The sequence below is a fragment of the Paenibacillus xylanilyticus genome (genome assembly GCF_047246825.1).
GTDB lineage: Bacteria > Bacillota > Bacilli > Paenibacillales > Paenibacillaceae > Paenibacillus > Paenibacillus xylanilyticus_B.
In genome coordinates this window covers 47,877-70,174 of sequence record NZ_JBFOLB010000007.1, presented here as the reverse complement: position 1 = coordinate 70,174, position 22,298 = coordinate 47,877, and the positions used below count along the sequence as shown (strand labels likewise).

General features: G+C 47.3%; 13 protein-coding genes, 1 pseudogene and 1 riboswitch. Of the genes and pseudogenes, 10 read left to right on the top strand and 4 right to left on the bottom strand.

Features of this window, described 5'->3' with window-relative positions:
- Positions 1 to 24: 24 nt before the first annotated feature.
- The 8 genes and pseudogenes from AB3N00_RS26670 (at position 25) to AB3N00_RS26635 (ending at position 13,448) form a co-directional block, all read left to right on the top strand.
- The gene (locus AB3N00_RS26670) at positions 25 to 741 is read left to right on the top strand and encodes a glycosyltransferase family 2 protein (protein WP_413037273.1); all 717 of its coding nucleotides are present in this window, start codon (positions 25 to 27) and stop codon (positions 739 to 741) included.
- Positions 692 to 1,285 (top strand): annotated as a pseudogene (locus tag AB3N00_RS26665) (glycosyltransferase); the annotation flags it as partial. The gene AB3N00_RS26670 and the pseudogene AB3N00_RS26665, both read left to right, overlap by 50 nt.
- Positions 1,286 to 1,633: 348 nt before the next feature.
- Positions 1,634 to 2,704, top strand: a complete 1,071-nt coding sequence (locus tag AB3N00_RS26660; RefSeq protein WP_413037362.1) for a glycosyltransferase — start codon at positions 1,634 to 1,636, stop codon at positions 2,702 to 2,704.
- Between the two features lie 197 nt (positions 2,705 to 2,901).
- Positions 2,902 to 3,534: a bifunctional 4-hydroxy-2-oxoglutarate aldolase/2-dehydro-3-deoxy-phosphogluconate aldolase gene (locus AB3N00_RS26655; protein WP_413037272.1), complete on the top strand. Its 633-nt coding sequence runs from the start codon at positions 2,902 to 2,904 to the stop codon at positions 3,532 to 3,534.
- 122 nt (positions 3,535 to 3,656) lie between these two features.
- Entirely contained in the window at positions 3,657 to 4,592 is a 936-nt protein-coding gene (locus AB3N00_RS26650) for an alpha/beta hydrolase (RefSeq protein WP_413037271.1), read from the top strand.
- Positions 4,593 to 4,860: 268 nt separating this feature from the next.
- Positions 4,861 to 7,242, top strand: a complete 2,382-nt coding sequence (locus tag AB3N00_RS26645) for a YcdB/YcdC domain-containing protein (RefSeq protein ID WP_413037270.1) — start codon at positions 4,861 to 4,863, stop codon at positions 7,240 to 7,242.
- 199 nt (positions 7,243 to 7,441) lie between these two features.
- Positions 7,442 to 8,569, top strand: a complete 1,128-nt coding sequence (locus tag AB3N00_RS26640) for a transglutaminase domain-containing protein (RefSeq protein ID WP_413037269.1) — start codon at positions 7,442 to 7,444, stop codon at positions 8,567 to 8,569.
- Between the two features lie 199 nt (positions 8,570 to 8,768).
- Positions 8,769 to 13,448, top strand: coding sequence for a collagen binding domain-containing protein (locus AB3N00_RS26635; RefSeq protein ID WP_413037268.1), 4,680 nt, complete (start codon positions 8,769 to 8,771; stop codon positions 13,446 to 13,448).
- 108 nt (positions 13,449 to 13,556) lie between these two features.
- Here the strand turns inward: AB3N00_RS26635 and AB3N00_RS26630 are convergent, their stop codons facing one another.
- The 3 genes from AB3N00_RS26630 to AB3N00_RS26620 all read right to left on the bottom strand — a co-directional run bounded on the left by AB3N00_RS26630 (position 13,557) and on the right by AB3N00_RS26620 (position 17,471).
- Positions 13,557 to 14,195: a class D sortase gene (locus tag AB3N00_RS26630; RefSeq protein ID WP_413037267.1), complete on the bottom strand. Its 639-nt coding sequence runs from the start codon at positions 14,193 to 14,195 to the stop codon at positions 13,557 to 13,559.
- 180 nt (positions 14,196 to 14,375) lie between these two features.
- Positions 14,376 to 15,845, bottom strand: coding sequence for an amino acid permease (locus AB3N00_RS26625; protein ID WP_413037266.1), 1,470 nt, complete (start codon positions 15,843 to 15,845; stop codon positions 14,376 to 14,378).
- 117 nt (positions 15,846 to 15,962) lie between these two features.
- Positions 15,963 to 16,182, bottom strand: a riboswitch (Lysine riboswitch).
- 146 nt (positions 16,183 to 16,328) lie between these two features.
- A complete protein-coding gene (locus tag AB3N00_RS26620; RefSeq protein ID WP_413037265.1) occupies positions 16,329 to 17,471 on the bottom strand; it encodes a virulence factor in 1,143 nt (380 codons plus the stop codon).
- Between the two features lie 224 nt (positions 17,472 to 17,695).
- Between AB3N00_RS26620 and AB3N00_RS26615 the strand changes: the two genes are divergently transcribed.
- The gene (locus AB3N00_RS26615) at positions 17,696 to 18,160 is read left to right on the top strand and encodes a hypothetical protein (RefSeq protein ID WP_413037264.1); all 465 of its coding nucleotides are present in this window, start codon (positions 17,696 to 17,698) and stop codon (positions 18,158 to 18,160) included.
- A gap of 15 nt (positions 18,161 to 18,175) precedes the next feature.
- Here AB3N00_RS26615 and AB3N00_RS26610 read toward each other — a convergent pair whose 3' ends face one another.
- The gene (locus tag AB3N00_RS26610) at positions 18,176 to 18,874 is read right to left on the bottom strand and encodes a response regulator transcription factor (RefSeq protein WP_413037263.1); all 699 of its coding nucleotides are present in this window, start codon (positions 18,872 to 18,874) and stop codon (positions 18,176 to 18,178) included.
- A 341-nt stretch (positions 18,875 to 19,215) separates the two neighbouring features.
- Between AB3N00_RS26610 and AB3N00_RS26605 the strand changes: the two genes are divergently transcribed.
- Complete coding sequence (locus AB3N00_RS26605; protein ID WP_413037262.1) at positions 19,216 to 22,062, top strand: ATP-binding protein; 2,847 nt, start codon at positions 19,216 to 19,218, stop codon at positions 22,060 to 22,062.
- Positions 22,063 to 22,298 lie beyond the last annotated feature (236 nt).

Sequence of the window (22,298 nt, the reverse complement as noted above, 5' to 3'; positions counted from 1 at the left end):
CAGCTTACGCACGGGGGTGGGGCTTTGAATGATCGGGAGGAAGACGGAAGACCGCATATTACGCTGTCCATGATTGTTCGCAATGAAGAGCAGAGATATCTCAGTCAGGCTTTGCAAACGCACAGGCCGTGGATTGATCGAGCAGTCATCATTGATGACGGGAGCACGGATGATACGGTTGCCATGTGCAGAGATCTGCTGGAAGGGATCCCACTTCTGTTGGTGGAGAATCCGGCGTCCAGGTTTGCCGATGAAGTGACTCTGCGCAAACAGCAATGGGAGACAACGGTGGCTACTGAGCCCGAATGGATTCTGAATCTGGATGCCGATGAAATTCTTACGGCTGATTTTGGCGTTCAGCGGAATCAGCTGCTGAGCGGGAACGAGGACGCCATCTATTTCAGACTGTTTGATATGTGGAGTGATACCCACTACCGGGAAGATCAATACTGGCAAGCCCATGCGTATTACCGGCCATTTCTCGTCCGTTATCGTCCTGAATGGAGTTATGAATGGAAGGAAACGCCGCAGCATTGTGGACGTTTTCCGTTAACCATTCAGCATTTTGCCTATGGATGCCACACGCCGCGTGTGAAGCATTATGGCTGGGCCCGCCAAGAGGATCGTATACGAAAATTTGAGCGCTATCAGGCTCTGGACCCGGAAGCCAGATACGGCTGGCGAGAACAGTATGAATCCATCCTGGATACAGATCCAAGGCTGGTGCCATGGTTGGAATAAGGAAGGGGGAACATGCATTTTGAAGAAGGTAAAACAAAAGGAAAAGGTGCTGATCGCCAGTCCGGTTCGTCAGACAGCTGCGGTGCTTCGCGAGTTTCTGGAATCTCTGGAACTGCTGGAGCGAACGACAGTGGAGACGGACTATTTATTTGTGGATGATAATGAAGAGCAAGCATCGTCCAATATCCTCCGTGATTTTGCTCTCCGGCATGAAGGAACCGTCTTTGCTTCAGATCATGATGATGAATCCGTCCAGGAAAAAGGGGTATACAACAAGGATGAGGGAGGCCATTATTGGCGCGACGAGCAGATCTGGCGAGTAGCCGGTTTGAAAAATCGCATTTTGCAATATGCCCGGGACCAGAAGTATGACGCTGTTTTCCTGATTGATTCGGATCTTGTTCTGCATCCCCGGACGCTGGAGCAGCTTGTCTCCTCCCAAAAGGACATTGTATCGAATATTTTCTGGACGCGCTGGCAGCCGGGCACAAGGGAAATGCCGCAAGTATGGCTGCAGGATGAGTATGCCCTGTTTCGCAAAGGCGGCAAGATCGAGGCGGGCAAGGAGATGGAAGATGAGAGCACTCAAACGAATGCCTTTTTGAATCAATTGCGTGAGCCTGGCTGTTACGAAGTAGGCGGGCTTGGCGCATGTACGCTCATTCGCAAGTCAGCTCTGGAAGCAGGAGTTTCCTTCGATCAGATTCCCAATGTATCCTTCTGGGGCGAGGATCGCCATTTTTGCATACGTGCCCAGGCACTGGGTTTTCGTTTATACGTGGATACCCACCTGCCGGCTTATCATATCTATCGCTTGTCTGAACTCCCCGGCGCAGCTGCTTATAATCGCAGGGTCAGACGAGGAGAAGAGGCGATCAGCATTACACTGTGTATGATTGTAAAAAACGAAGAAGCTTCCCTCGCCAGATGTCTGGATTCGGTGAATGGCATTGCTGATGAGATTGTCATCGTGGACACTGGTTCAACGGATCGCACGAGGCAAATTGCTGCAAGATACACGGAGCGAGTTATCGATTTTGAATGGATTGACGACTTTGCAGCCGCGCGTAACTTTGCCTTTGATCAGGCAACCAATGAATACATATTATGGCTGGATGCTGACGATGTGTTTGAACCGGAGGACCGGGCGAAGCTCATCGCCTTGAAACGTTCCCTGGATCCCGCTGTGGACAGCGTTACCATGGCCTACAATCTGTCATTCACGCCAGATGGGAAGGTGGCCTACAGTCTGAGACGGAACCGGCTGGTACGCCGTGATCGAAATTACCGCTGGATTGGTGCAGTGCATGAATATCTGGAAGTTGGCGGCAATTTGCTGCATAGCGATATTGCGGTTACCCATAAGAAAGATAAGGAGTACACGGATCGCAACTTGAGGATTTACCGCAGACGGGAGGAGGCTGGAGAGAATTTCTCTCCCCGGGATCTCTATTACTTTGGCAATGAACTGAAAGATCATGGACAGCATGCGGATGCTATTGCGTATTACGGGAAGTTTCTGGATACTGGTCTTGGCTGGGTTGAAGATCAGATTGCCGCATGCCAGAAAATCGCAGACTGTGAAGCAGCACTTGGCCACGCTGAACAGGAAATTTCAGCCCTTCTGAGATCCCTGGCCTATGATCTGCCGAGAGCAGAGATCTGCTGCCGAGTAGGCGGTTATTTCGCAGACCGTGGAGATTATCGCAAGGCGCTGTTCTGGTATGAACAGGCGACTCGGGCTGTTCGTCCTGCAGATCCGATGGTTGTACTGAACGAAGCAGCATGGACGTGGATGCCTCATTTGCAGCTGTGTGTATGTTATGACCGGTTGGGCAATCGCGCCAAGGCGAAGGAGCATAATGATATTGCTATGGCGTATCACCCCACACACCCCAGCATGTTGTACAACGACCGGTATTTTAAGGATATGGAAAACGATAGTGTTCTGGAAGAGGCCTAAACTCAAGGCAAAAACCTCTTTTATAGTTATGGTTCAGATGGGTGGAATTCCACCAACATTCGTCCATGATTACAAGAGAGGTTTTTTAGTTTTGTATTTCAACAAGATGAGAATCGTTTTACAATATGAATTAACGGAAAAGCGGTGATACTAATACTGTCTTCAGCTCCGAATCTATGAAGCAAGGGGAAGCTCGCATGAATTTGACGGAAGTGCTATTGGAGTCGAGGCTGGTTGCCATTGTTCGCGGCATTAGCCGGGAAGCTGCCATAACAGCAGGAAAAGGCATGACAGACGGGGGAATTCGCCTGATGGAAGTGACGCTGAATACGCCTGGGGCGTTTGAGATTATTGGAGACTGGCGGACTCGGCATGAAGGACAAGCTTATGTTGGAGCAGGCACAGTCCTGAATGTAGAGATGGCTAAGGAAGCAGTCGCAGCGGGTGCGCAATTTCTGGTATCGCCCAATGTCGATCTGTCTGTAATTGAATATGCTGTAGAACATGGGGTGGAGATTTGGCCGGGAGCCATGACGCCTACCGAAATTGTAGCTGCCCATGAAGCAGGTGCACGTGTGGTGAAGTTATTTCCGATGGCGAGTCTAGGGCTGCCGTATTTGCGGGAGATCAAGGCGCCACTCAATCATATTCCACTGCTTGCAACTGGTGGAGCTAATCTGGACAATATTACGGACTACTTTGCTGCTGGTGCAGCGGCAGTTGGACTTGGCAGTGCACTCTTGCCAAGAGTGGCACTGGAGGCGGGAAATCATGAACAGATTGCTGCATGTACACATGCATTTGTGGAAGCAGCGAGAATCAAAAGGTAAGATAACACAAATCAACAATATGTACATTTGGGTATATATAAAAGATGTGGCTGTTTAACAGGGCGTTAATGGTATTGTCGTAGAATAGGTGTATGATAGAGGCCGGAGAGGAGAAGTGCACAGTGAAAGCCAGAACGATGATTGGTGGAGTTATTGCTGTTGCTGCTGTAACGGCAGGTGGTTTATGGAAGGCAGCGGTGAAGAGCCAGACACCCAAAAAGATCCCCATAACGCATACCCCGCCTATGCCGTTTGAAGATGTAACCTTCAATAGTGGCGGAGGACGGGTTCACGGATGGTTTATTCCCGCTGGGGCCCACGTTTCCAAACCGTGGCCGCTAATTATTATAGCCCATGGCTGGGGTTCCAATCGATCACGTGTACTCCGCTACGCCCGTCCCATCTGGGAAGCAGGATATGCTCTCTTCATGTATGATGTCCGAAGTCATGGGGCCAGTGATCCGGTAAAAGCGGCATCTGCCTACCTGTTCCGTGATGATCTGCTCGCAGCATTGCGCTACATGACTTCCCGGCCGGAGATAGATCCGGGTGCCATCGGTGTGTTGGGACATTCGTTGGGCGGTTTGGGAACCATAATGGCAGTAACGGAACATATTCCGGTATCGGCAGTCATTACGGATTCAATGCCATCCCAGTTCGAAGTGATTGTCAGTTCGGAGCTGAAACGTCGGCGATTGCCCCTGTTTCCACTCGCCCAGTTGATTCCGCGAATCTGGTTCTGGCGGCTTGGGGAATCACTGAAAACGTATCGTCAGCGCGATCCCGTCATGCTTCTGAATGAACGGCGCAAAGGCATGCAGCTGCCGATGCTCATGGTTCACTCCAAGGGAGATAATTTTATCCCGCCAAGTGAACTGGAGTACTTCATGTCCAAGGCAGATCCGCCTGTCGAACATCTGTGGGTCAATAGCGGAGGGCACAGTTGTTCAGAGGAAGATCCTGTATTCTGGCAGACAGTAATTCCTTTCCTGAGAAACCATGTACAGGTTCAGGCGAAATCGACCGATTCCAGTACTGCTGTATTAGATTGTGAATGATCATCAGCCTACATAATGCTGCGGGCTGACATAGAAAACGCCAACCAGGTTGGCGTTTTTTTTGCTGTTCAGCATCTTTTGAAAAAATTCTCATTTGTAAAATTGTTGGGAAAAGGACGATTAAAAAGGAAGCTTATGGTATCATAGAATAGACTGGCCATATTCATGCGGGGTTATTTGGCATGCATCCATGTGAGCATTTGCATAAATCCAAAGATACCGATAATGCAAAATGCCGATGTATGAAATTGAAGGGAGAGGTCCAGATTTGAGTTTTCAGATTCGTTTCAAAATGATGACAGCCAAAGCTGCATCAGCAGCCATGGCGGCATTGCTTCTGGCATCGCAGGTTCCAGGGTTTGCAGGCAGTGTGTCAGCAGCGCAAGCAGAGCAGGTAACAGAAGCTGTACCGGGGGAAAATGAACAACTAGACGTGACTAGCAATGACGTGCCGGAGGGGGCTAAAATCTCTTCCAAGCAAGCCAGTGAGAATATATTGAAACTGTTTCCCATGTTAAAGAAAGCTACCATTACATCGGCACAATTTGATCCGAACAACCAATTTCCTCCGCTGGAGTACAAAACATGGGACATCGGATTCCAGATTACCGAAGGTAATCATTCGATGGGATTTAGCGCATCTGTACATGCAGGGACAGGGGAAGTACTGAGTGTGCATATGCCATCTGATTTACTGGATAAGCAGTTGGCTGAATCGGAAGTTAGACTAACCAAGGATGAAGTCGAAGAACAGGCCGTGGCCTTTCTGTACAAGGCAATCCCTGGATTGAAGGAAGACGCATATGCATCTTTGGGAGATCTGTACCAAACGCCAGGGCAGCAATCGTTGTTTGGGAGAACCGAATATCAATATGCGTACCAACTGAAGCATGACGGTTTGTTATCTGAGGCGGAGACGGTTTACATAAGTGTGGATCAAAGTGGCCTGGTAACAGGCTATTCACGAATGACGACCGCAGCGGAATATCCTTCATCGAAACCGGCCGTACCTGCAGAGAAGGCACGGCAGCAATTCGAAGAACAGTTCGATGTGGAACTAGCCTACATTTCGAAAAACCGCTTGTCTTCAAAGCAAGGCCAGCAGTACTATCTTGGATATATGCCGAAGGATTCCAGCATGGTTCCCCTTGAGGCGAATACGTTGGAACGGTTCAACGCTATGACTGGGAAAGCCATTACTGAGGATACCGTACAGCAGGACAAACCACTGAAAGGCAGCGTTGCTGCGTTTGTTCCAGCGAATGGACAGAGACTGAATGCCAAGCAGGCGGAGAACCTGGTTAAAAAGAACTTTGATATTCCGGAAGGATACAAGTTGGATTACAGCCAGTTAAATAAAGGAAGCTACTGGAGTCCGAACAATCAGGTTTGGAGTCTGAGCTGGAGCAATCGAAACGCGAATATGTCCTATATGTTCATGCGAGACATTTCAGCTCAGGTGGATGCCACCACCGGACAAATTTACAGCTATAGCTTGTATCAGCGAATGGGTCCGGATGCTGAACAAGAGAAACCGACTGAAGAAAATGAAAGCAAGTCCATAACCCGTACGCAAGCCGAGAAACTTGCAATCAATTCGGTTATTGCACTTGTGCCGGATGCTGCGGAACAGTTCAAGCTATCCAGCGTGCTTGAGGTAGAGGACGCCCGTACATTTATCTTTCAGCGCTACCTGAATGGAATTGCGGTTAAGGATGATCTGGTACAGGTACAGGTCCTGAAGGATGGAACGATTAGCGAATTTTATGCCAATCTTGCTGCAACGCCTGAGCAGCTGCCCGCAAGCAAGGAGCCGGAGATCAGTTACGAAGAGGCAAAAGCTGCCTACCTGGAAGAATTCAAGCTGGTTCTGGCATACTCCCGTTACGGTGGACACGGTACGAACAGTGGCCAAGTCACTCCGTCGGGAATAAATCTTGCGTATATGCCTACACGGGATGATAAATCAATCTACGGCAGCTATGAAGTACTTGATGCCAATACAGGCGAATGGATGTCTTTGTACAACACTTCCAGCACGGCAGCCCAAGCTGCACCCAGTGACATTGCTGGTCATGTGGCTGCAGAGGCAATACTCAATATGAACCAGCATGGTGTCCTGATTCCTGATGAGCAGGGACGCGTTTTCCCGGATCGGGTGATCACCAGAGGAGATTGGTTTAACTATCTCGCTAGAGCGGTTAATCCGAATCTGGACTTATATTACACTGTGAACGGGAATGACAAGCTGTACGCGGACATTACGTCCGAGAGCCCTTACTATCCGGCAGTGCGTACATTAATCGACCAGCGCTGGCTCGCGGGTTCTGATCCGGAAGTCAATCTGAATCCACAGGAGGAGATGACCCGGGAAGAACTGGCTGTTCTGCTCGTGCGTATACTGCGTTACGAGAAGCTGGCTGGTTTCTACACACTGCCATCGGATCTGCCCAACCTTGTCGATGCAAATGCCGTTACGAACAAGGGTGCGGTATCTCTCAGCATGAAGCTGGGGCTGCTGCCTTCCATTGAAGGGCGTTTCATGCCGGCGCGCAAAGTGACCGTGGCCGAAGCGGCACAGGTACTGGAGCGGTTGGCCCAGCTGCAGGGCAAGACGGATACGTTTATGACAGGCAGCCGTCTGTATTAAGATGCATTGTTGCATAATCCGTTGAAGGAAGTCATAGGATTGGCATAACGGGTATGTAGAGGTATGTTGCTGAAGATAAGGGAGACCTTCTGCGGAAGGTCTCTTTTGATTCTTTTCGACAAAACTAGAAGCCTGACGTCAGATCCTTTTGTGATACAATGAGGCATGAGAACTTTGCAAAGAGAGGTGGTATCCTTTCATGGGCAAGAACGGGAAACGAGTAATCACCATATTGCTGGCAGGCTGTCTGATTGCTGTAGCCTTACCGCGTACGGTTGACCTGGATCAGCTGTATGCTGCTTCGGGCACATCAGATATATCTACGACAACGGATTTACGCCAGACGTTGCTAACGGCCATGTCACAGCGGACGGAGGAGCTTGTTTTTACATACAAGGGCGATGTGAAAGGCCTCAAAAAACAGCTGCAGAGCTCCATTGATGAAGCAATGACCAGTGATCCCTATATCCAATATACCGTCAAAAGTTATGCTTTTAATTATAAAGGTTCCAACGTATCCGCCGAGGTCCATGTGAATTTGTCCTACCGGGAGACCAAGGAACAGACCGATTACGTTAATCGTAAAGTGACCAGTGTATTAAAAGAGATCATTACACCGGGGATGACGAATCATGAGAAGGTGAAAGCAATCCATGACTGGATTGTTCTCAACCTTGCCTACGATACATCTCTGCAAAAATACACGGCATATGACGGACTCGTCACAGGCAGCACCGTATGTCAGGGATATTCCCTGCTTGCTTACCGCATGCTGGAGCGGGTTGGCATTGATAACCGGATCGTGGAAGGTACGGCAGGTGACCAACTGCACGCCTGGAATATCGTGAATCTGGACGGGAAGTGGTATCATATGGACACAACCTGGGATGATCCGACACCTGACCGCAGAGGGAAGGTTAGTCATAATTATTATTTGCTCAGTGACGACGAAATGGCACGTGACCATATATGGTCGGGCAAAGGCAAATACCCGGCTGCACCCGATCCCTATCGGGAAGCCCTGCAAACCTTGATGCAGACAGGAGGAAGCAAGGCAGCTGCATATCAGAAGCTGTATCATACTCTGGAATACTCGCTCTATGATGAGAAAGATGCGATTAGTGGGCATTCCGCACTGGAAACCAAGGTGCAGAACGTACTGAAGGATGGCGGCACCACACTTACTTTCAGATACAAAGGTACAGAAACAGGCCTGGTTGAAGATTTGCAGCATTTATACCAGCTCGGGATGAAATCGATATCGTATTATGTGTCCAAAATGGAAGATACGACAGACCTGCGTGTGAAAATTAATTGGACGTTATAAGAATCGCTATGCTACTCAAGCTAGAATATGGTGTGAAGTTTTATAAGGATGCTCCGATGATGAGCGTCCTTTTTTTGTATTTTAAGTTTCTGTCAGGCCCTTAATAAAGAATTGTCTATTTTTTGTATATATGCCCTTGGTATTCTAATTCTTGGCCTATTGTCATGCCAACATTATGCTAGAGGGGGATATACAACGGATGAAAAGAAAAGTGAGCATAGTGATCATTGCTTTGCTGCTGGTTACACAATTAATGCACGGATTTGCATTTACTCAAATCACACATGCTCAGGATATTACGGTCACGTCAGAGGGGGAAGGGGGAACTGCTCAGACGCCAGGCCAAGAAGGATCGGCCGAATCTGTGGATGTGGATCCTGGCGAGGTGCCTGACACCACCGAACCAGATGCCGGTGAACCAGATACTGCTGAACCAGATACTGCTGAACCGGATACCACCGTACCGGACAGCACTGTACCTGTCACTCCTGAATCAGGTGAGGCAGCAGAGGGTGCAGAGGCTGTAGTGGATGCTCTGGAGAGTCTGACAGCCATGGCAGCAAGCTCAGAGATCCAGGAACAAATAATCACAAGAGTTCAAATGTATGATGAAATTCCCGGATATGATGGGAATGGGAACATTACACCGAAAGGCAGTCCGGTCGATCAGATTCGTCCGAATGTGAATGATCAGGTAGCAGTTATCTTCGGCTGGTCGTTCCCGAGCGATTCTCACGGTTATGGAGCGGGTTCAACATATACGTTCGATCTGCCAGACAAATTCAAGATTGAATCGCAATTAAAAGGCAATTTGGATGGTGGAGCAGGCGAATATGTCGTCGATCCGGATGGAAAGGTTACGTTTACGTTCAGTGACCTGATCGAAGGTGCGCAGCTGCAAGGCAGCTTTTATGTATGGGTCAAATATGATGCAAGCAAGATGGAAGGCGGCTTAAAGCAGCCATTCGATTTCAGTTCCATTGGACAAGGCATTATTGATGTGCATTTTGCCAATACGGCTGTGGACAAACTGACGAAATCAGGTGCCGCAAATAAAAGCAATTTCAACTCGGATGAAATCGTATGGACCGTTGATTTTAACCAGGGTGAAAAAGAAATCAAAAATGTGGTACTTGAAGATATTTTTCCAGAAGGTTTAAACCTCAAGGGAGATATCGAGATTCGCCCATTGCAAGTTCAAATCAATGGATCCGTAAAAGCGGGAGATATCGCCAAAACAGAATCCCAGTTTCCTGTTTCTCTTGGCGACATTAATCAAGGGTACCGGGTAACGTACACAACGAGTGTTACAGCGCCTACTTCAGGGTCATTTACCAATCGTCCATATGAAAATCAGGTCAACCTTACTGGTGATGATGGATACAAGGAAACCGCTAAAGGTAAAGTAAACATTAGCTTTAATGAACCGCTGAATAAATCCGGGCAAGATAGCGGTTATGATCCGGTAACCCAAACGATTACGTGGAAGGTTCAGTACAACTACAATCAACAAGCGATTTCGAAGGAAAATGCGTGGATTGAGGACCATTTTGACACGACGAAGTATGCGCTGGTAGATGGTTCGGTCCAGGTAAACCAAGTGGAGATCAATAACAGTGGCAGACCATCTGGTTCAACACCGGTTAATTCTAGTGAATATGCAATACAAGGCGTAGGCACAGGGTTCGATGAAGGGTTCAAGCTGCAATTCAATAATAATATCTCCAAGGCTTATGAAATTGTGTATCAAACCAAAGCCATTGATCGTGTTTACAAAAATGCCACCGTATCCAATACAGTCAAAATGTACGGTGGGTTGGAAAAAACAACGACGAAAGATATCCGAGAAGTCATCTTTGCCAAAAGTGTACAAAGCGAAGATTTCAATAAGAAAGAAATTGAATGGAAATTAGTAATAAATAGCGATCAGAAAGCAATGACGGATATCGTCATTACAGATGATTATGAAGGCAGACATATGAAATTGGTGCCCGGTACACTGCAGATCACTGGACCTCAGGCAGATCAGTTTGTGCAGGACCCAATCGCGACCACAGATGACTCTGAATTTGAACAAGGATTCTCCATTCGTCTGGTAGATGGTGGTATGATCAGTGGCGAACACACCATCACATACAAGACAAGCTTTGATCCGACAGCAGGAATGCCAGCAGGTAATGTATACCGCAACACAGGTACAATCGATTGGAAGGAATCAAGCGTATCCCAGACTTCCATTACGAAGTGGGCAGATGTAACACCTCAAAGTTACACCGTTGATAACGGGAATAAAAAAGGTGAGTACAGCGCCAAGGACAAAACGATCACCTGGACGATCGATACGAACTATAATTTGTACGACATTCAGGATGCAATTATCCAGGATAACTACATTGGTGATCAATCCTTTGTAGATGGTTCCCTGAAAGTGAACAAGCTGCAGTTGGAAGGAAAAAATAATGTTATCGCCATTGGTGACGAGGTTTCTTTGAACGATGGACAATTTCAACTCAATCCGGACGGGAAGGGCTTCAGACTGGATCTGGGCAACATCGGCAAGGAAGCCTATCGGATTGTTTATAAAACAAGCCTGGATGGCGAATATGACGTAGACGGCACGTACTCCAATCATGCAACCTTGAGTGATGGAGAAGGTGGAGAGGTGCGATTTAATAAATCAGCCACTGTAACACCTGCACACGGCGGCGTTTATGTAGCCAAAACAGGTAAGCAAGAAGGCACAAGTGATCTGGCCTCCTGGACAGTGAACATCAACCCAAGTCAATCCTATATTGCAGCGAGGTCTGTGCTGACTGATACTCTGTCGGACAATCAGATTTTACTGGCGGATTCCCTGAAGTTGTATCATACCGATCTTCCGGCGAACAATTCAGGTAATGTTTCAACCAAAGCCGGTGCTGTGAGCACGGATGATTATGAATTGGTTGTAGAGGGAAACACATTTACATTTACGTTCCTTAAGGCAGTTGATACCGCATTTATTCTGGAATATCAATCGTTTATTAATGCGGATAGCGGCGATCGAATTTCCAATAAAGTTGACTTTGCAGGTCAGTCCTCCTCCGTGCTAGGTTCAGATAATAAGGAAGGTATTCGCGTTTCACTGGCTGGAGCAGGCGGAGGTTCATCTACCGGACTTGGTCAGATTAAGATTAAAAAAGTAGATGATACTGGAGCTCCATTAGAGGGAGCGGTATTTGAAATTTATAATGCTTCGGGAAGCATGCTTCTTGAAACATTGAAACCTACAGACTCCAACGGAGAAACCAGTTCAACCAGAAACTATAGATTGAATGAGAACGATGGAATTCCGTACAAACTAAAAGAAGTTTCCGCACCGACGGGTTATTTGATAGACTCCGAGTATGGATCTGCTACAGGCAAAACGGTCCCATTTAAAGATGCGGACAAACCGTTTGAAATTGAAAACAAAAAAATTCGTCAGGGCTTTCAATTAACCAAGGTTGATTCTGTTGATGCCTCGAAGACGTTGAAGGGTGCAACGTTTGAGCTGTACTTGAAGAAAACGGATCAAACCAGAGAAAAGATTGGTGAGGATTTAACGACAGGAGAGGATGGAAGAATCGCAGCAGGTGATTTGTCGCCCGGAGATTATGAGCTGGTTGAAGTTGTGGCTCCGGAGTATTACACACTGGATGCAGCACCGATTCCATTTACCATTGTCGCTAATCAAACCCAAATTGTTACCCTCACGCAAACCAATGTAATGGGAACGGATGGCAAGCTGATTGTTACCAAAGTCAATGCCAAGGATCAGTCCGTGTTAAGCGGAATTGAATTCGAACTGCGTGATAAAACTAGTACCGTAATTGGCAAAGATGTTACGGATGTTAACGGTGTAGTTGAATTCGACAGATTACCTTACGGTCCATACACATTGGTAGAGACGAAGGCGGACGGTTTCGTGATCGAGCAGCCTGAAACACTGGTATCGATTATTCAACCGGAAACAAAGCTAACGATAGAAAACAAAGAAAATGACCGTTCTGTCAAATTGGTTAAAACCAATGAAAGCAAAACGCAACATCTTCAAGGTGCTGTTTTTGAATTACGTGTCCAGACGGCCCTGATGGATCAAAATGGAGATTGGCAATTCCAAGCGGTTCCTGACATTGATGAAGCACAGCTTACAACCGATCTAAACGGGGAGCTTTATCTGGAGGACCTGGAGCCAAACCGATATCAACTGGTTGAAGTTAAAGCACCTTCAGGATATGTTTTGGATAACACTCCAGTTGAATTCGAGATTACGAATAAGCAAACGGAAACCGTTGTTGTTGAAAAAACGAATAAAGTCATTGTCATTCCGGGTGGTCCGAGTACACCAAGCAATCCGGGAACACCAATAACGGAAACACCAACAACACCAACACCAACAACACCAACACCAGAGTCTCCGGCACCAGAAACATCAAATCCAGGGACAACCGTTCCAGGTACTGTAGTTGTTCCGGGTACGGATACAGAATCTACTTCCCCGGATACGTCAGTTCCAGAACCAACGGTTCCTGAGAATCCGACAGATCTGGAGTCTGCGGGCACTTCACCGGATTCAGCAAATCCAGCCGTTCCTGGTGAGGACCCGACGTCAGTTGCAAATGCAGGTGATAAATCGAATCTTGGCAATGGGAATGGGGGGAATGCTTCGACTCCTTCAGAAACCGATGTCGCGGGGGCACAAAATGCTCAAAACCAACAATCCCAAGGCATGCTTCCTAAGACAGGAGAAGAGAGCCGGGCAGGGTACACCTTTACCGGAGCAGCTTTGATTCTGCTGGGCTGTCTAGGTTATTGGTATACTCGCCGTAGACAACAAATGAAGCATAACCAAGCTTAATAAACCGCGTATCATTAATTGCATGACTACAAAAACACCCCTGTGTATATGCTTGGAGGATTAAGTTCCTCCTCGCATACACCAGGGGTGTTTAAATATGAAGTGGGTTTACGAAAGATCACGATCAGGGGCATCCGTGGTATCGGCAACGGCTCGCACGATTAATCGATGTGTCGGGTTTATCAACGGGTCACAAGTGATTAGGGTCAGCACCTGTCCCAGATGTGGATCCTCAAGCACAGACAGATCCGTAGGCTCCACAACGGAAATTCGATCGATGTTGTACCGGATTTGGGTTTGATCTGCCAATGTAACATCAATCTGGTCGCCAATCTCCAGTTCTCCGAGCCGATTGAACAGGCGTCCTTTTTTATGAGCACGGTGGGCTGCTATTGCTGTATTTCCTTCACTGCCGATCGGGGCTGTTTCCACCAGATGGGTTGCTGAAACCTTCATGTTGGCTTCCGTTGCATCCTCCAGAATGGGCAGCTGGACATCAATCTTGTCTATAACGATGACGCCTAGCGCGCCTGTGTCCACATTCGGTATACGTTCTTCCTCGAAGGCTGGATCGGTTGAGCTGGTGTCGCTCATGGCTTGTTCAAATGAGTTATTAAGTTTGGATAAGTCGGATTGGAGGTTGTCCATAACTTTGTCCTGCTGCCAGTCATAATACTTTTCCTGTAGAGTTGGAAATAGAATGACAAAGATCCCCAAAAGGACGAGAAGGGAAAAATATTTTTTCATGCGCATAGGCCCCTTTTTAAGAATGAAATGTACTGATGTACTATCTTACCTGGGGAACATATACAAAACCTGAACAAGACAGACAAACAGGCAGCCTCTTCTCCACTCCGGAGAGAATGCTGCCTGTACGTTGCATGCATATTTGTTTCATCTATCCTTGCATTTGCCGATTGGAAAAAGCTATTCGGCAGAAGTTGTGAAGTCACATTCCTGCAGGGGAACCACCTTGGTTTTCTTGATCCATTTATAACCCAACCAGAGGATCAGGAATAAAGGTACACTCAGGTAAGCTACGAGCGCTCCGCTCCAATCAATTTGGTCACCCGTAAACGCCTGATAGTTCTGACCGATAATGACGATGATACAGAGTACAAAGGCGAAAATCGGTCCGAATGGGAACCAGCGTGCGCGATAGGGCAGATCTTTCAAATCCCTGCCTTGAGCAACGTAAGCACGACGGAAGCGATAGTGGCTGATTGCTATTCCGAGCCAAGTAATAAAGCCGCACATGCCGGATGCATTCAGCAGCCAGGTATACACAATACCGTCACCGAACAGGGAGGCGAGGAACGCCAGCATGCCGACAGCTGTGGTTACAAGCAGGGCATTCATCGGAATCCCTTTTTTATTCAATCGTCCAAGGAAGCGCGGTGCCTTGCCATCACGGGCAAGAGCATAGAGGACCCGGCTTGAAGCGTACATGCCGGAGTTCCCGGCAGACAGCACAGAGGTCAGAATGACAGCATTCATGACGGAAGCTGCAATGGCGAGCCCGGCTTTTTCAAATACGAGCGTAAACGGACTGACACCGATGTTTTCCAGATCACCCTTAAGCAGGTTTGGATGAGTATACGGAATGATCAGACTGATTACGGTGATCGCCAAAATGTAGAAGATCAGGATCCGCCAGAATACCTGCCGAATGGCACGAGGTACATTCTCACGCGGATTTTCACTCTCACCGGCTGCTACACCAATCAGCTCGGTTCCCTGGAACGAGAACCCGGCAGCCATGAATACACCAAGCACAGCGAAGAATCCGCCATGGATCGGTGCATCGCCTACAGTAAAGTTGCTGAAACCGACTGCTTCTCCGCCCATGATACCGAAGATCATAAGCACACCCACTGTAAGGAAGATAATGACGGTAGCGACCTTGATAATGGCGAACCAGTACTCGGACTCTCCATAACCTTTAACGGATAATACATTCAGAGCAAAGATTAAGACGAGAAACAGCAGGCTCCATAACATGGATGAGCTGTCAGGGAACCAGTATTTGATGAGTACCGTAGCGGCGGCCAGCTCGGCAGCAATGGTAACCGCCCAGTTGTACCAGAAATTCCAGCCCATGGCGAAGCCAAGTGCAGGATCGACGAAACGTGCAGCATACGTATTGAACGAGCCGGAGTCAGGCATAAAAGTAGCCAGTTCTCCAAGGCTTGTCATCAGAAAATAAACCATGATGCCTACGGCAGCATATGCAATCAGTGCGCCACCCGGACCGGCTGTGGAGATGGCGGTGCCGCTTGCGAGGAACAATCCTGTACCGATGGAGCCACCGAGGGCAATCATCGTCATATGCCGTGCACGCAATCCTTTTTTCAGAGAACCGTCTTTTGTTGTTGTTTGTTTGTTGCGGTCTTGCAATGAAAACACTCCTTTACTCAGCGTACTGATGATATGGATCAATGAGGCTATACGCACAAAAGACCGCAGGCATCAGCCCGCGGTCTTTATATCCATTGTCCGCACCTGTCCCAGATGTTATAAGATAGCTCAACACAGAAGAATTCATACCATCCAAGCTGGCTGGTTTGTATCTCTGTGACAGTTCTGTACCTTTCGGCAGCAGCCCCAACCGTACTGGACAACGTAAGGAACCGTCCAGCAGGCTTCGGCGGGTGCACCTTTCGGCTGATCTCATGAGCGGCTCCTTAGCGCCTCCTTCAGCTTACTGATCGCACCCGCGACCTCTACCTCATCATCGTGGATGAGGTGTATCTATTGTCTATGAAATTATTGAATAGCAGAACGTTACATGCCATGTTCTGTTGCTCAAACAGACATTCAGTATACCTTTCCTGGTTTCATCATGCAATAACAAAAGTTGGATGTTCACCGGAATGAGGATTATTCCGTCTTTTTGTTGCGTCCAGCCATTTGCTGCCACACCGTACCAGCAGCCTGTTCACCGGATTCAATTCGCTCGAGTGCCATCTTGGCCTGGAGGCTGACCTCAAACTCGGGATCATCGGCTGCCTTCCGCAGAGCCTGTTCCGCTTCTTCGGTTCCCACTTCGTATAAGAAACGCGCTGCACGCCAGCGTACCAGTTTGCTGCTGTCGGTAAGTGTTGCTGTCATCGCAGCGGTTGCAGCCGGGTCGCCGATGTCGGACAATGTATCTCCAGCGGTACGACGTACGGCGGGGGAGCTGTCCTTGAGTGCTTCATACAGTAATTCCATGGCTTCCGGCGTCCGAATGTCACCAAGATAAACAACGGCCAACCGGCGTATTTGCATCTTGCTGTCATGGAGGGCACGAGCTACAAGCGGCAGTCGTTCTTCTGTGGGTTCCATGCCGTCAAAGGCCGCGTAACGCACGTTCCAATCCTCACTGTTCAGCGCTTCTTCCAGTTCGGCACCTTCCAGCTGACGACGCCGTTCCACAAACTCTTCCGTTTTGGTACCATGCGCAATAGCCTGTTCGATGACTTGCTTCAGACGTTCCGGCGGATAAGCGGCTTCCAGTTCCTGCTCAACCTCGCGGGCAATATCCGGCAGCTCACCATAACGCACACCATAATCACTTAATTTGCGTTCCTTGATCAGGGTTGCGCTGGCCACTTCAGTAACAGCTTTAACGAATCGATCGGATAGGGAGATCCGTTCCTCTTTGGCACCGGCCTTGACCCGAATCTGCATGGGTACACCACGGAAAAACTGAACGAAAACCTGTGCTTCACCAAAGTGCTCGCCTGATGTGTCTTCGGATTCAATCCAGTCCAGGTCAATTCCTTGTTGTCCCAGACGGCTCTGAACTTCTCCCAGAATGACAGACCAGTCGGCATTACCCTTACGGTCCAGCGCAACGAAGTCAGTGGTATGAAATACACTTTTAACGCCAGGAATGTGCAGCATCTGGCGGATAAACGCAGGAGCAGACCGTTCATTGTCCAGCGTGTATGTTTTGCGGATCCCGTCCTCCAGCCGTTCATCGAGGTGAAGCATCATTGTATTGGGACTGGGCGTTGGTTCAATTGAAACAATATTCATCGGTTCATAACCTCCTGTACCGGATTCAACATTAAAGTTCCCGTGATAGTACGGGTATACTCCTATTTTACATGAATGGGCCCAAACTGCGAAATGGTTGATGAACCTTACATAGTTGTGTGAGAAGTACTAAGATAGTTAACACTTCTTTCATGTTCACTCACAAACATTTTTAAATGAAGATTGGCACAATAAATAGAATGAATCAACTGGAGGTAACAGCTATGGAACGTATAACAGTACTTTCGGACGGAAACCGCGGTATTGCTTATGAGAATATTATTGAAATGTTCAATCAGTGGATGATAGAAGGGCAGGAAGTGTCCAACCGGGACAATGAACAAAACGAGAAGAAACGCCTGTTATCCACTTGGGAAAAATCACGTTACTGTATTATCGATTACATGGATGCCGGCCAAGCAATCTCTGCATCCAATGCAATCCGGGCCTTTTTGCCGCAGATTCCTCTGCTGGTCATAACGGATTTTCAATCGTTAATTCGCAGACAGCATTTGCAGCAGGTCACGGGTAATGGCGTCATCAAGATGATTCTGTGGAATGAACGTGAACCACATCAACTCATGTTGGACATACAGGAGTGGCTGCACTCCACGCTGCAGAATCATGAAGAGGCCATGCCCTCCGCCATGTCAATTCAAAAATTCACACGGAGAGGGCATGGCCATTAGAAAGGCTTACTTAGTTCAGATCACATACTTATAGCCTGTTCCCCAGACGGTTTTGATATAGCGGGGATTTTTGGGATCAGGTTCAATTTTTTTTCGCAAGCTGGAGATGTGTACATCAATGGTACGATCCAAATAGGCTCGCTCCGAACCTTTGATTCGATCCATGAGTTCATTACGGGTAAATACTTTCCCAGGATTTTTGTACAATTCCTTCATAATCTCAAATTCAATATGAGTGACCTCGATCTCCACTCCATTCACAAAAAGGGTCCGTCTATATTCATTTACACTCACATGCCCCGTATCTTCAGACGGCTTATCCTCTTTTGCTGGTTTATCGGGATAGGCGATGGTGGATCTGCGAAGCAGTGCCTTGATTCGTGCGTCGAGCTCCCTGAGACTAAAAGGCTTACACAGGAAGTCGTCAGCACCATTATGCAATGCTCTGAGTCGGTCATTCAGCATCGTGCTTGCCGAAATCATGAGAATGGGTACAGTGGAATGCTGGCGAAATGCATCTACCAGGTCATTTCCATCCATTTCGGGCAGCATCAGGTCAGTCACAACAATATCCGGCCCGAACCGTGGGAAAAGTTGAAGTGCCTCACGGGCATGATGAACCCGTTCTGTTATGTATCCTTCCTCCTCAAGAAAGAAAGCAATCATGTCAGCCAGATTTTTCTCATCTTCTATAAGAAGTACTTTGATAGACATTGAGGTCACACTCCTGATGAAAAGAAATTTGTTAAGAAAATACGAAAAAAAAGCTGTGATTTGTGTAGAAATACACCAATTTTTTTAATGTTTATATTCCAAAATATAGGATGTATATGTAGGGGAGGACAAACTCAAGCATAACTTCAGTATTTTACCATAGCTGTTGCTATTTTGCCGATAAATCAAATTTTGCCAACAAAAAAACCTGTGATAATTACAGTATAATGTATCAGGGGGAGTTGAGGGAAGAAAAGTAGGCAGAATTGCTTTAGATTATAGGAGGAACCAACGTTGTTGTTGAACTCGAATAAAGAAACGAACCAAGAGGACTTCAGCCCATGCTCAAGATAAAGGCAGCCCAAATGCTGGGATGGGTCGTAGAGAAGCTTCGGGTGGCCTGGATTGGTACCGTGATCCTGATTGTGCTTGGAACGCTAGGGAGCATCTATCCACTAACGTTGTTTTATGGCGTCCAATTGATGTTTGGCAGTGCAGCAGCACTTGTTGCCCTTCGTCTGCACGGTGGCATTTATGGATTTGTTACCATAACTGCAATCAGTGCTTTACACCTGTTGTATACAGGGCCAACTGCACATGGTATATATATGGTTTGCGCTCACTTCATTGAATTGATCTGGATGCTGGGGTGGCAGATCCGCTGGAAAAATGGAAGTATCATGAAGGCGAATGCCGTATTCTGGGTCGTTATGTTATTGCCTGTGTTAGGTTATGGTCACTTCATCCTGAACATGAATTTGGACGATGTAAAGTATGCATATATGCATATCGCTGTAATCAGCATGGTTAACGCACTGATCGCTGGATTGGTGGTGGACTTCTGGATTACCAATGGCGAGCCGCAATCAAAGAGGACAGGCACGATCCCTCTGAGCAGAATTGCTTTTAAATATGTAGTCGTTTTTGTTGTGGTTGTATCTCTTTCTCTTTTATCTGCGGACAGCCGCAGACAGTTAAATCAAATTAACGAGACGATTGTATTTAATCTCGAGCATGCTTCGAGTGCAGTGATTCAGGATTTGGACGAGGGATATTTAACGATTCAGAATATGCAGCAGAGCATGGTGCGTTATCATCATCTTTTAGATGTGAATGTCATCATTTTGAATCGCAATGATCGGGTTCTTGCTTCTGGACTGGATACCCTTCAGGTTGGTGATTATCTCGATATGGACAAATATCGTTATCTGAAGCCAGGGGAAACCTCCATGCTCTTCCGTTCAGGAGATGCGTATTACAGTGATGCGCTCACCTACTGGAAACATGCATCATTTATTTATAAAGCAGATATGGAGTCGGGTACTTCTTACCGTGTCTTTGTGGAGACAAGTTCGGCCAAATATTATCCCAGGATTGAATCCATTTATCTAACCACACTTCAAAGCCTGTTTCTCATTTTTGTAACTTCCATGGTTGTGGCCGCTCCTTTGAGCAGAAAGGTTGTAAGTCCTCTGATCAGGCTTACCCGGATGACAGGTTTGCTCCCGAGGTTGTTATTTCGAAAAGGCAAGATGGATTGGCCAACAAGCCATGTCACCGAGGTTCAAATTTTGATCGGCAATCTGCGTAAGATGGCAGATGTTCTTCTGGAGCAATTCGAGCAGATTCGTCAGGACAAGCTGACACTGGAGGACAGGGTCCGTGCACGAACCAAGGCGTTGAAAAATAGCGAGGAGATCAAACGGGCCATCATTGATTCATCGATTGATGCCATTATTGCTGTCGATTCCAACGGCTTGATCATTGAGTTCAATCCCGAAGCCGAAAGGATGTTTGGATTGAAACGGGAAGAGGTCATCCTCGAGACCGATGCACCATCCCTTTTTCAGGGAGCGAGTTGCATGGAAATCAAAGAAATGCTGGAGAGATTCGAATATATTCGAGGCAAGCGACATGCAAACGTCGAGGAGATTTCAGGCATACGCAGAGACGGTTCCGTGTTTCCCATTGAATACAAAATTGTGGAAATTCAACTGGGTAATAATGAAACGCTATATAACCTCTTCATCAAGGATATTACCGATAAAACAAGAGCAGAAGAAGAACGTGTGCGCCATGCACTTGCACTGGAGAGACTGAATACAGAGCTGTTTAATGAGAAGATTGCCATTCAGGAACAGCGTGATATTAGTGAACACTTTATTGAGTCGGTCCGGGAAGGGCTTGTCATGTCAGATCGCTCCGGCACAATTACCATCGTAAACCGAAGGATTGAAGAGATGTTCGGCCTAGGGGACTTCTTGGGCAGATCCATTGAAGAATTTGCCCAAGCCATTGATAAGGTTGTCTTGACGGATGACTTCAATCTGATGGAACAAACGCGGGCATTTTTACACGGGGAACGTTCCTTCGTGGAGACCGAATTTATATTCAATAACATGGAAAAAAGTGTGTTTTCCCTCTATATCAAGCAAGTGGACGTACCCGGCAAAAACCATGGGTTCCTGCTAGTGTTCCGTGACCGTACGGAAGAAGAACGGCTGAACCGGATGAAAAATGAGTTGATCAGTGTGGTATCCCATGAGCTGCGGACCCCTGTAGCAACGATTATGGGTTATGTAGAATTAATGATGATGTATGATTTACCCGCTTCACAGCGTCAGGAGTTTATGGAAACCATCTCGTCGGAGGGGAGCCGGCTAAGCAGTCTGCTTGATGATGTACTGGATATCCAGCGTCTGGACAACGATGGCATGACTTATCATATGACCTATGTACCTCTGCTCGAATTGGTGGAGGGTGTTGCCGAGCAATGGAATATCAAATCGGTTCAGCGCATTTATGTGCACGCCTTTAACGGTGACTTTTTTGCATATGCGGACCAAAACCGGATGGTTCAGGTCCTCCATAACCTGGTTGGCAATGCAGTCAAGTATTCGCCTGGAACAGACCGGATTGACATTACCCTGTGGGAAGAAGACAAATGGATATGCATCGATGTGCGTGATTACGGAATAGGCATACCAGAGAACGTGCAGGACATGCTGTTTAGCAAATTTTATCGTGTTGATAACTCGGACCACAGGCAGATCGGGGGAACCGGACTGGGACTGTATATCTCACGCAAAATTGTGGAAGACCATCATGGTACGCTTACGTTTATATCTGCATCTGACAAAGGAAGTACATTCAAGATTCGATTGCCCAAGCAGGAGGATCTCCTGTGAGATACTCAAGCCTTTATTTTTCAGTGAACGATATGCTGAAGGATAAAGGCTTTTTTGTTTTTTAAATTTTCAGGATAAAAAAACATGATCTTTTGCAAACTGTCTATAGAGCCATAATTTGCATTCGTTTCAAAAGGAGGATGGCAGGTATATGTTTCGCAAACAGGAGAAAACGCTCATTATTGTCTGCCTGGTCGCGGCAGTTGTCGTACTGTATGCCGTTGTGAAGAGTATCA